Consider the following 11,505-nt stretch of genomic DNA (forward strand, 5'->3'; position numbering starts at 1 on the left):
ATTACATAAAATGGAGGCTAAACCATGAAAATTGCGACCCGTTTCTGGGTATCATTAGTTCTGTCACTGCCAATGTTGATTGAAATGATTTTGATGCCCTTCACCAACTTTATGCTCCCCGGTGGTCACTGGACGATGTTTGTCTTAACCACCTTAGTGATGCTGATTTCTGCCCGGCCATTTGTCACGAGTGCCTGGGCCTCATTCCAAAAGCACCATTCTAATATGGATACGCTCGTCGCCATTGGAACCGCGACGGCCTACATTTATAGTATTTACGCAATGTTAACTGGCAAAGCGGTCTTCTTTGAAAGTGCCGCGTTCGTAATCACCTTCGTCTTACTTGGCCAAGTGCTGGAAGAAAAGATGCGCGATAATGCTTCAGATGCGATTGAAAAACTCGTTAACTTACAAGCAAAAGAAGCCGAAGTGCAACGGGATGGTCAATTCGTCAAAATTCCGTTAGCTGAAATTGTGGCTGGTGATTTGATTCGGGTGAAGCCCGGTCAAAAAGTGGCTGTTGATGGGACAATTGTCGAAGGAACTTCAACGATTGATGAATCAATGGTTACCGGTGAAAGTATGCCGGTTTCAAAGGCTAAAGGTGATAACGTCATTGGTTCAACGATCAATAGTAACGGGACGTTCATCTTCAAAGCCGAAAAAGTCGGTGATGACACGATGTTGGCCCAAATTGTTGAACTCGTTAAAAAAGCGCAAAATAGTCACGCCCCTATTCAAAATTTAACTGACAAAGTTTCAGATATTTTCGTACCGGTCGTCTTAATTATTGCGATTGCAACCTTCTTAGTTTGGTATGTTATCCTTGGTGCCAATGTGGCCGATGCGTTAATCTTTGCCGTTTCAGTGATGGTGATTGCCTGTCCTTGTGCCCTTGGATTAGCGACACCAACCGCCTTGATGGTCGGAACTGGTCGCGGGGCCAAGATGGGAATTTTGATTAAAAACGGTGAAGTTCTTGAAGCCGTTAATGATGTGAAAACGGTCGTCTTTGATAAAACCGGAACAATTACCGTTGGGAAACCTGAAGTTACCGATGTGATTGGTGACACTAAGCAAATTATTGCTGTCGCGGCTGGGTTGGAAGAATCATCCGAACACCCCCTTGCAACCGCGATTCTCACGTACGCAAAAGCCCAAGCGATTACTGCCAAACCAGTCCAAGACTTCCAAGCGATTGAAGGTAAAGGGGTCCAAGCCCAAGTCGAAGGCCAAAAAGCCTTTGTTGGGAATGATAAGTTACTCGCTGATGTCCAAATCAGTGCTGATTTAAAAGCCCAAATGCAAACGCTCCAAAACGAAGCCAAAACGGTTGTCTTTGTTGGTTTGAACAATCAAGTCATTGGTTTGATTGCGATTCAAGATGCGCCAAAAGCAACTTCAAAAGCTGCGATGGCCGCCTTACATGCCCGCGGACTTAAAACCGTTATGTTAACTGGTGATAACCAACGGGTGGCTGAATCAATTGCCAAGCAAGTCGGAATTGATGAAGTCATTGCTGATGTCTTACCAGCTGATAAAGCTGATCACATCAAGCACTTACAACATAGTGGCTCGGTCGCCTTTGTTGGGGACGGAATTAACGATGCCCCCGCCCTTACAACCGCCAATGTTGGGATTGCGATGGGTTCGGGGACTGATATTGCGATTGATTCTGGTGGGATTGTCCTCATCAAAAATGACTTACGCGATGTTGACACAGCCTTAGCTTTGAGTAAGAAGACCTTTAACCGCATTAAGCTCAATTTATTCTGGGCCTTCATCTACAACGTGCTCGGCATTCCGGTTGCCGCTGGGTTGTTCTACGGCTTAGGTTTAACCTTAAGTCCGGAAATTGCCGGCTTAGCGATGGCCTTTAGTTCATTATCAGTTGTAACTAGTTCAGTACTTCTAGGTAAGACTAAAATTTCCGCTCATCCAGCAACAGTATAATAGAAGCGAAATACCCTTATTGCATGGCATAATGTCTGCAGTAAGGGTATTTTAGTGTGTTTCACTTTGTGGCCCATTGGATGATTTGATAAATACCATATCCCACTCGATACCAGGTGAACTACTCGTCCATGAATGAACGAGCTTCAATTTTTAATTGAAAACGTTTAGGCAATGCACTCTGACGAGTGGTTTCCGCATTGGAACTCGTTGGATATATCGCACTTGTTTTGCATGCTCAAAGTGATACGCACATATCCGCCCTCAAAGCCTTTAAAGACGACCAGGTTCTGTTTCGCCTATCTTAAAACTAATTTATTGCAATCAGACTACTTGGCTTAATCGCTGGGTAGTCTTTTAATTTGATGTGTTTTTCTGGGTCTAAGCCCCATGCCAAAATGTTCTTTGAAGCGTTTAAATCTCGTGAAATCATGTTACCAGTGTATTTTGAGATCCATTCACGTACGGCCACGGGGTGCTTTTCTGCAAATTCGGTGCCATATTCAACTTGTGACGTTTTGTAACTATCGACGCGGATCAACGTTTTACCACTTTTATTAGCTCGCATTTCAATTAATTCCATGAGCCGATACGGTTTGATTTTGGCGAGTTTCCGGTTTAACCCCGTATTGGTTCGCTTTACGGCCCGCATTTCTTTACTATCCAGCTGTTCAACAACAACTAAATCAGTAGCTTGGAACAGCGCCCGTGCTAATTTTTTATAAGCTTCATCCAAAATATTGGTCCGTTTAATATTTAAATATTTAATCTGCTGATTTAGCTTAATCAACCGTTGGCTAGTGACTCCCAACCAAATCAGTTTGTCGCGTCTGGATTTTAAAGTATTAATTTGGGCTTCTAAATAATCTGCCTGGTCTGCAATCGTAGTGGCAAGATAATGTGTTTGATCAGTCGAAGTATGAAAAATTTTATTATCTTTCATATTCCAATCAACACCGATTTTGCTATTAGGTTGCTTACGCGTAATTTGTTCACGGATTACCAATTGTAATTCGTAGTGTCCATTGCCCTTTAGCTTTAATTTAGAAATCACAATCTGTTTATTAGCCAGATTTTTAATATTTTCAACAACTTGTAGTACCCCAAAATCTTGTATCTTAATACCGTGATTTGAAACCACTTTAATTTGCTTGTTATCAGGCAATGAAATCGTTTTGTAGGAGTTGTTTTTACGTAAGAAGTTGAGTGAACCTTTGCGATACCACGACCTATGCTTTGCGTTGTTACCATGTTCATTATTTTTATAGTCGCTCTTTTCTTGGCTACTCATTTTAAAAGCTTTAAACAAGGTTTTGCGGTACTGGCTAAAATTAGTTAGTAATGTCAGCAAAAACAACCGTGCACCTTGCGAGTGCAAGCCGATTTTATTAGCATTCCAACGATCTAAAGCATAGCAATCTTTAGCAAATCTTTGAGCGATTTCTGCAACTAAAAACTGTTTAGCGGTTAATGTTCTGGGGAAAGGGCGTAACACGTGTTTACGTCCGTATGTTTTTTCCAAATATTTAACGGCATAGTTATGCAATTCATTTTGGACATGTAACCCCCGTTGATGTTTTAACACCAACGCTGGAGTAGTTACGATACGATAGTGTCGTACGTACACATATTCAGTTGTTGGTGTTAATTCAAGCATTATTCTGGTAAGTCCTTTTCTTTTTTTCGTTGATTGTCGATATAATTAGCAATTACATCTTCATTCGTTGAACCAACGCTCTCAACAAAGTAACTGCCTGACCACAAATGGCGGTCTTTTGTTTTCCAATAGTGAGCTTTTAATTCAGGGTTACTACGAAATAGTCGAAAGGCACTAGTGCCTTTCGCCCCAAAAGCAGTAAAAATCAAGATAGATATTTGAATCTAAGAGATATTTTTTTGCCATTTACTAAGCATCTCCTTGCAGTGTCTGATATCCTTTATAGCCAACGCCAATTATATTCATCGCATCCGTTGGTGTAAGCGTATTACTGTTAACGGCATTTTTTACATAGTTTACGAAGGTTGCATCAATTCGAAATTTTAGATTGTTGCGATAATTACCACCACCTGGTAACTTTTGGCTGCTGTAGTGCGCAAATTCGGTATTTAAAAGTTCGACTTGCATGTCATACATCACTTTTGTGATTAATTGATTATCTAATAAGCGCCGAACAATCGTAAATTTACTAGCTGGAAAACGATCACTGAGTATCTCTAAATCGAGGGTTTGAGTTGCCATTAATTCATTACTTGGCACCAATAAATTAGCTGTAATCTGATTAACGTATGCTTCTAAAGGCGAGAAAGCATAGTCCTTAGTCTCAATTACATTAAAAATCTCATTTTGGTTAAGTAATAAATGCACAAATTCATGAATTAGCGTGAACAGTTGCCCATTTTTGCTATCGCTTTGATTAATAAAAATAATTGGCGCTTTCATATCACTTAACACTAAACCACGAAATTCATCAGTTGTTAATAGTCGATGTGTATTATCTCCAACCTTACCATTAAAGAAAATAAAGACACCAAGTTCACTAATTCTTTGTCGAAAAAAGTTAAGCGGATTTTTTAAAATACTGCGATTACCATCAATTGCTAAATTGTCAATTTGGAGTAATTGGCGAGCTTGCTTTAGGACTGCCTTGATAGGTGTGTCAATTGTAAATGTGCCAATAAAGGCTAACTCTTCTTCAATTTGCTCCCGTAAAAACTCTTGCTTTGATTCAAGATCAAGAATGGTATCACGTAATTCGCTAGACATTTGGCCAATTCCATGCGGATCAGCAGTTCGAAAGTTAGCGGTTTCAGGGATTAAATCAATCGGTTCCTTCAATAGCAATAAGCCCATCGGAATTCGAACTCGCTTTGCAAGGTCTGTGATTTGGGTGAACGTCAAATCCTTGTCACCTTGTAAAACTGCGTGCAATGGTTGGATTTTAGCTTCAAGTTCCGCAATTGTAATATTGGATTTTTCAATGTAATGCGCTAATACTTGTGGGTTAATTTTAATCGTATTTGCCATTGTTGCCTCCTTTCAATAACCTGTTCAACTGGGGGTAATCTTTGTAAGAAGAATACCATATCGTTAAAACAAAGCCTAGTAAAAGTACGTAAAATTCTCGAAAGGTACCACCCCATTTCACCCCCTGCCGACTTGGTTTTGACTTTGGAGATATTGTACGGTGTGTACTATTACATTAAGGATAATTTTTAAACAAAAAACTACTAGCCCCCCGTCACTGATGAGCTAGTAGTTTTGCGTAATGTTGTTATTTATTAAATCTCCTAATCTGCCAACGCCGCTGTCATGCTTGCGATTGGCGTTACTTGTTGCTGCCAGATTTCAAAACTTAACGCCCCTTGGTTGACCAACATTGGTAAGCCACCGATAACTTGGTGACCAGTTTGACGCGCGTAGGTCATCAGTAACGTTTCCTGTGTGCGATAAATTAAATCGACAACCACGGCTTTGGCTGGTAACTGGGCGACTTCGGCTTGCGTCAAAATGCTTAGATCATCAGTTAACCCGACACTGGTGGCATTGATTAGCATATCCAAGGCCCCCAACTTGGGCGTAAGCGCTGGTAACGGTTGTAATTCAATCCCAAATAATTGCTGCAGTTCTACTTTGTGTTGCGTGAAATGCGGGCTTACGTGATTAAACACAACCAATTCCACATTTGCCGGCCGAGCACTAATGATGGCTTTAACGGCTCCTCCCGCCCCCAGCAATGCGACTTGCATCCCCGGCGTAACGGTGATACTCTGCCAAAAGCCGGCCCCATCCGTTGAATAGCCAATCCATTTGCCGGCGACATTTTTAACCGTGTTAACCGCTTGAATCTGGGCCGCTGATTGATCTAAGCCAGCTAAAAATGGGATAATCGCTTGTTTAAACGGCGTCGTCACATTAAACCCTTGGACATTATCAGCTCGTAAGCGTGCTACAATTTGCGCTAACTCCTCGCCTGGGGTATTCAATAAGCGATACTCCCCTTTAATTTGGCAAGCTTGTAACGCCGCATTTTGAATCGCTGGTGATTTAGAGTGACTAATTGGATCACCGATTAAACCATATTTTTGCATATCATCCCCCCTTTAGAATGCTTGAACTTCTTGCCGGTAGACCGCTACTTGTTCCTTTAAGCGGTCAATATTATCGCTATCAAATTTGTCTAACACGGCTTTTGCCAATTCAATTGCGACCATGTGTTCAGCAATGACGGCCGCAGCAGTGACGGCTGTGGTATCCGAGCGTTCAATACTGGCTTTATGCTCCGTGTGGGTATCGATATCTACGGAACGCATTGGTTGGTAGAGCGTTGGAATCGGTTTGACGACACCGCGAACAATAATCATTTCCCCGGTCGTCATCCCGCCTTCAAAGCCCCCCATATTGTCAGTTGCTCGGTAAAAACCTTGCTCTTCATTCCATAAAATTTCATCCATCACTTCACTCCCAAAGAGTTGGACATGATCAAAGGCTGCCCCAAAATCAACGGCTTTAAAGGCATTAATGCCCACAATGGCCCGCGCAATTTTCGCATCTAACTTCGTATCGGCACTAACGTATGAACCAAGACCCGCGGGCATCCCCGTGGCAATAACTTGCACCATCCCGCCAACGGTATCGCGCTGGCGTTTGGTTTCATCAATCACCGCTTGCATTTGTTGATCAACTTCCGCACTTAATGCCCGGGTTGGTAAGCTTTCACTCATGGCACGTACGGCGGCTAAATCTTGGAAGCTAGTTAAGGCATCCGCCGCATTTTTAACGGGGCCAAGTTGTTGCACAAAGCCATGGACATCGACACCAATTTCGGCGAGTAACTTCTTGGCCACCGCTCCAACCGCTACCCGCATCACGGTTTCACGGGCTGATGAGCGTTCCAAGACATTGCGTAAATCGGCTTGATGGCGGTATTTAATTCCCCCAACTAAATCAGCATGACCAGGTCGTGGGCGCATTACTTTACGGACTGAATTTTCAGGCGTGGCTGGTTCATCTGGGGCCATAATCGCAGCCCAATTATTATGGTCATCGTTATGAACATTTAAGGTAATCGGCGAGCCCAAAGTTACTTGATGACGGACCCCCGTTAAAATGCTGACCGTATCGGTTTCAATTTTTTGGCGTTCACCACGGCCGTAGCCATGTTGGCGACGGGCTAACTCCTGATTAATCTCGGCACTACTAATAGCTAACCCAGCCGGAATTCCTTCAATAATCGCAACTTCTTCGGGGCCGTGGCTTTCACCGGCAGTCATGTATTGCATATGCGTTTCCTCATTTCAATTTCAATTTTAAATTTTAATTTGCTAAACTTTCGTGGCCGTGTTGGCGTTGGTGGCGGAAGTTAATCACGACAATCACGATATTAATCAGGGCAACAATTACTAAGCTGCGCATCACAAGTGCTAAATGCGTGGCGGCAAAGGCTCCGGTCAACGCAGGCATCACCAGAATCGCAATCCCCCCGCAAAAGAAGTACCACCCGGTCACCCGGCCAGCAAATTCCGGATTGTGGGCAATAAATTGACTCAAGCCTAATTGCAGTGCTCCACCAGCCGCAGCGGTGCCAAAGATGAAGCTGCCCATTCCGGCTAAAGCCATCGTGTGACTAACCAAGACGAGGCTTAAACCGACTAACGCGCTAACCGCCGTAATTAACAATAACGTCGCTTCTTGTAACCACACGCGTTGGGTGATCACAAAGATAGTCCCCACGCCCGTCAGCGAACCAATACTGTAGACACTCAAAAGTAATTGCGAATGGGCGACTGAGAATCCTTCGAGCGTCTTAAAGTAACGTGTCACCCACTGGGTAAAGTGAATCATTAACCACATCGCCGTAAAACCGTACACCATAAACAAGATATTCAAGAGATCCCAGTGCCAGTGTTTCGTGGTCGTGGTTTGGGCTGGTTTTTTAGGCGCAATCGTTAAAGTTGCCAAGACACGACTATCGATTGTTAATGCAATTAATAATGTGATAATTAAGACCCCCGCGGCTGTCCAAAAGGCCCACCCAAACCATAGTTGGCGATGTAATAACACCACTAACAGGACTGGTAAAATTGCTTCCCCGAGTGAAATCATTGCTTTGATAAAGACATTCCCATTTGATTTCCCATGATTAATCGCTAGTAACGTTGGGTAGGCAATTGAATCAAGCGTTGCATTAGCGACCCCTGCTAACCCAGTTAAACCAAAAGCAAGCCAAACGGTATGGGTAAGTGGTAATAAGCTAAAGAATGTTAAGTACGCCAGTAACGCGACGATCAGTAATCTCTTGCGGTTTACCCGGTCAGCGAGTTCACCCAAAATTGGGTACGCGACTAACTTCCCAAACCCAATGGCGGAAACGACGGTCGTGGCACTGGCTAAGGATGCGTGCCATAAGCCGGTTAGTTGACTAACAGTTTGCGCTAAGATAATCAGCGTAAATCCTTGGACAAAGTAGCCGAGGTAGATGGCAATTTGAATTAACAGCCGGGACGGATTCGCTTTGATATGATCGATAAGTTTGACCATGTAATCCCCTCCTTAATGCATGCCAAACTGGGGCATGTTTTGCTGATGTTCAATGGCGGTGCGCGTCACTAATTGTAAGTATTCGTTAATGAGCTTAGCGGGTAAGGCCGTCCCAAAGCGGGCCATAATATCAGCTTTGGCGGTGGTCATGCGGCCGTTTTGCACAATTGGCAGCTTGTGTTGGGCTTTGATTTCACCAATCCGATTGACAACGGCCATCCGTGCGGTTAAGGCTTGGAGGATTTCGTTGTCTAAGGCATCAATTTGGCTGCGTTCAAAGGCTAAAACGGAATCTTGCTGAATTTTAGCGGTAATTTCGGCACTAATTTGGGCGGGCGTTTTAAAATCCGTCACAATATGTTCGTTCGCGACGGCCGCAAAAGCCGGTTGGCGGTGGTGCCATAGTGCTTCTAGCGTCACGATATTATTGTTCAACAATAATGGCCGGTCCGCCGCATCCGTCCCAAGTAACCGACTGACATTATTAGCAAACGTGCTATCAAGCCAAATGACATGTGCATCACTATTTTGAATTAAGGCTTGTGATTCCGCTTGTTCAAGCACCCCACCACCCGTACTTAGAATAAAAGCATCTTGGTCCAGTACTTCGGCTAACAAGGTAAATTCGACGGTCCGAAAACGAGCTTCCCCGGCGTGGTTAAAAAATTCAGCAGTCGTTTGGCCAATATGTTCGGCAATCCGGGCATCTAAGTCAATAAATGGTTCATCCATTTGGGTAGCGAGCTGTTGGCCAATCGTTGTTTTACCAACACCCATAAATCCGACAAGGATAATTTTCATGATAAGTCCCCCCTAAAGGTTTTGATAGTTTCAAGTAACGTAATTAATTCGGTGGCATCTGGTTCGTGAGTTAATGTTTCAAGTTGAGTTAATTTGGCTTTTAAGACGGTAATGGCATCTTGGATGGCTGGCGCATTCGCTTGATAAATATCGGCCCACATCCGCGGATTTGCTTGGGCAATGCGAGTCGTATCGCGAAAACCACCACCGATAAACGGCTTCACCTCAGCCGCATCGCCTAATTCCATAGCCGTTAAGACTAAAGCATCGGCTAAGATATGTGGTAAATCACTCGTATACGTCACGCGCGCATCATGGTCACTTGGTGTTACGGTTTTAAAATTGGCTTCCAAGGGCGCTAATAGCCGTGCGACCGTCGCGATATCAGCGGGATTGCCACTCAAGAAAAAGGTCTTTTCACTGTAGGAAACCGCCCGATGCCATGCATAACCAGCGTGATCAGTGCCGACCATTGGATGGCCACCGACAAAGTGTGGTAAGGCCTGCCCGGCTGCCATAATCTCGGTTTTCAATGAACCAAGATCCATAATCAATGTGGTGACTTTAAAAGCAGCTAAGGCGTGGATTTGTTCCAAAATAATGTGCGGTGGCGTTGCCAGAATAATTAAATCAAACGGAGTATCAATGACCGTCGTTAAGGTCAAACTGGTGTGATCGATAATGCCATCGGTGTGGGCTTGGGTTAACGTTGCTTGATCGGTATCAATCCCGGTAATTTCAATCTCACGACTGACTTTAAGTTGACGGGCGACAGCCGCCCCCATCACGCCAAGGCCGACAATGGCAATCTTTGTTTTAGACATGTAATAATTCCTCCAAATCACGGATAAAGTTTGGGTATGAGACATTGACGTTGGTGGTTGCACGGGGCTCTAAGCGCGCACCAGTCATTAATTGGGCAATAATAATGAGCATCGTAATGCGGTGATCACCAAAGTCATCAACGGGGGCTTCTGGGACATGTAAACGCGTTGGTCCAGTTATCGTAAAGCCATCATCGTTGACTTGAATGTTAGCGCCAAATTGCGTTAACACCTGGCCAACGGTAGCTAAGCGGTCACTTTCTTTGAAGCGTAATTCCTGGGCGCCACTAATCTCAGTGGTCCCCTGGGCTTGGGTGGCGAGTAAGGCAATGATTGGTAATTCGTCAACGAGCTGTGGAATTTCGGCTTTAGTGATGCTAGTTGCTTGCAAGTTGGCAGTCGGCCGGACGGTGATATCCGCCACCGGTTCACCATTAACTTGGTGGCGGGCCCTTAACTTAACATCGGCGTGCATGCGCTCAAGCACCGCTAGAATCCCCGTCCGGGTTGGATTGACACCGACATTGGCTAGGGTCACGGTACTTTCAGGAATAACCGCCCCGGCCACCAACCAAAAGGCCGCCGATGAGATGTCACCCGGAATAGCGATTAATTGCCCGGTTAACTGAATTTGAGCTGGTAAATTAATTGTCGTGCCGGTAACCGTAATCGAGGCACCAAACGTAGCCAACATAATTTCGGTATGATCACGGGTCTGGAAATCATCGACAATCGTGACCGGCACATTGGCACCTAAGCCGGCGAGTAATAACGCGGTTTTGACTTGGGCTGAGCCAACTTGCAGCCGTTCATCAATTAAGCCATTGGTAATCCCACGGTGGATTGTCAGTGGCAAATGGCCCCTGGTCATCGTAATTTGGGCGCCCGCCTGCGTTAAGCGATCAACAATGCGATCCATTGGGCGCCGTTGTAAACTGGCATCTCCGGTAATGGTGGCTGGCACGTTTAAGCCGGCGAGTAAGCCAATCATTAAGCGCGTTGTCGTGCCCGAATTACCAAAGTCAAAATGGAGGGGCGTTGCTAAATCTTCGACGTAGGCCTTAATACCTTCCCGGCCAATCCCTTGAACTTTAATGCAGTGGTGTTGGGCATCGATGGTAATTGGTACGCCTAACATTTGCAAGGCATGCATCGTTTGGGTCGTATCCGCCGCACGTAATGGATTGACAATCACTGTTTCCCCCGTCGCAAGGGCGGCTAAAATTAACGCGCGGTGGGTCATGCTTTTATCATTGGCCGGTTTGATTGTGCCGGCTAAGGTTGGTGTTTTGAATGTATTCATCGTCATACTCCTGTCTTCATCGGAAAAAATAGTGATTTTTGGTATAAAAAAAACGAACCGGCCGCTAGTTTTAGCGTCGGTTCGTT

At 44.6% G+C, this 11,505-nt stretch carries 9 protein-coding genes and 1 pseudogene; 1 reads left to right on the plus strand and 9 read right to left on the minus strand.

Going from position 1 to position 11,505, the window contains the following annotated elements:
* The first annotated feature begins 24 nt into the window (after window positions 1-24).
* Window positions 25-1,953 carry a copper-translocating P-type ATPase gene (locus LQZ76_RS01810; RefSeq protein WP_230098057.1) on the plus strand — a complete coding sequence of 643 codons (1,929 nt, stop codon included), beginning with the start codon at window positions 25-27 and terminating at the stop codon, window positions 1,951-1,953.
* Between the two features lie 310 nt (window positions 1,954-2,263).
* On the opposite strand, the gene LQZ76_RS01815 is transcribed toward LQZ76_RS01810, so the two are convergent.
* From LQZ76_RS01815 to aroA, 9 genes and pseudogenes are all read right to left on the minus strand, one after another.
* A complete protein-coding gene (locus LQZ76_RS01815) occupies window positions 2,264-3,610 on the minus strand; it encodes a transposase (RefSeq protein WP_230098058.1) in 1,347 nt (448 codons plus the stop codon).
* Window positions 3,610-3,795 (minus strand): annotated as a pseudogene (locus tag LQZ76_RS01820) (transposase); the annotation flags it as partial. The gene LQZ76_RS01815 and the pseudogene LQZ76_RS01820, both read right to left, overlap by 1 nt.
* A gap of 64 nt (window positions 3,796-3,859) precedes the next feature.
* Window positions 3,860-4,978: an ImmA/IrrE family metallo-endopeptidase gene (locus LQZ76_RS01825; RefSeq protein WP_230098060.1), complete on the minus strand. Its 1,119-nt coding sequence runs from the start codon at window positions 4,976-4,978 to the stop codon at window positions 3,860-3,862.
* 263 nt (window positions 4,979-5,241) lie between these two features.
* Complete coding sequence (gene aroE, locus LQZ76_RS01830) at window positions 5,242-6,042, minus strand: shikimate dehydrogenase (protein ID WP_230098061.1); 801 nt, start codon at window positions 6,040-6,042, stop codon at window positions 5,242-5,244.
* A gap of 12 nt (window positions 6,043-6,054) precedes the next feature.
* Complete coding sequence (gene aroC / locus LQZ76_RS01835; protein WP_230098062.1) at window positions 6,055-7,233, minus strand: chorismate synthase; 1,179 nt, start codon at window positions 7,231-7,233, stop codon at window positions 6,055-6,057.
* A gap of 34 nt (window positions 7,234-7,267) precedes the next feature.
* A complete protein-coding gene (locus LQZ76_RS01840; RefSeq protein WP_230098063.1) occupies window positions 7,268-8,491 on the minus strand; it encodes an MFS transporter in 1,224 nt (407 codons plus the stop codon).
* Window positions 8,492-8,503: 12 nt separating this feature from the next.
* The gene (locus tag LQZ76_RS01845) at window positions 8,504-9,292 is read right to left on the minus strand and encodes a shikimate kinase (RefSeq protein WP_230098064.1); all 789 of its coding nucleotides are present in this window, start codon (window positions 9,290-9,292) and stop codon (window positions 8,504-8,506) included.
* Window positions 9,289-10,116, minus strand: coding sequence for a prephenate dehydrogenase (locus LQZ76_RS01850; RefSeq protein WP_230098065.1), 828 nt, complete (start codon window positions 10,114-10,116; stop codon window positions 9,289-9,291). Before LQZ76_RS01850 ends, LQZ76_RS01845 begins: the two co-directional genes overlap by 4 nt.
* Window positions 10,109-11,419 (minus strand): 3-phosphoshikimate 1-carboxyvinyltransferase, encoded by a 1,311-nt coding sequence (gene aroA, locus LQZ76_RS01855; RefSeq protein ID WP_230098066.1) that lies wholly within the window; start codon window positions 11,417-11,419, stop codon window positions 10,109-10,111. Before aroA ends, LQZ76_RS01850 begins: the two co-directional genes overlap by 8 nt.
* Window positions 11,420-11,505 lie beyond the last annotated feature (86 nt).

Source organism: Periweissella ghanensis (assembly GCF_918814755.1).
Taxonomy (GTDB): Bacteria; Bacillota; Bacilli; order Lactobacillales; family Lactobacillaceae; genus Periweissella; species Periweissella ghanensis.

Excerpts from the sequence above, each read along its gene's own strand:
- LQZ76_RS01815 (WP_230098058.1), bottom strand. The coding sequence starts at position 3,610 with ATGCTTGAATTAACACCAACAACTGAATATGTGTACGTACGACACTAT.
- LQZ76_RS01850 (WP_230098065.1), bottom strand. The coding sequence starts at position 10,116 with ATGTCTAAAACAAAGATTGCCATTGTCGGCCTTGGCGTGATGGGGGCG.
- aroC (WP_230098062.1), bottom strand. The coding sequence starts at position 7,233 with ATGCAATACATGACTGCCGGTGAAAGCCACGGCCCCGAAGAAGTTGCG.
- LQZ76_RS01825 (WP_230098060.1), bottom strand. The coding sequence starts at position 4,978 with ATGGCAAATACGATTAAAATTAACCCACAAGTATTAGCGCATTACATT.
- LQZ76_RS01845 (WP_230098064.1), bottom strand. The coding sequence starts at position 9,292 with ATGAAAATTATCCTTGTCGGATTTATGGGTGTTGGTAAAACAACGATT.
- aroE (WP_230098061.1), bottom strand. The coding sequence starts at position 6,042 with ATGCAAAAATATGGTTTAATCGGTGATCCAATTAGTCACTCTAAATCA.
- LQZ76_RS01840 (WP_230098063.1), bottom strand. The coding sequence starts at position 8,491 with ATGGTCAAACTTATCGATCATATCAAAGCGAATCCGTCCCGGCTGTTA.
- aroA (WP_230098066.1), bottom strand. The coding sequence starts at position 11,419 with ATGAATACATTCAAAACACCAACCTTAGCCGGCACAATCAAACCGGCC.
- LQZ76_RS01810 (WP_230098057.1), top strand. The coding sequence starts at position 25 with ATGAAAATTGCGACCCGTTTCTGGGTATCATTAGTTCTGTCACTGCCA.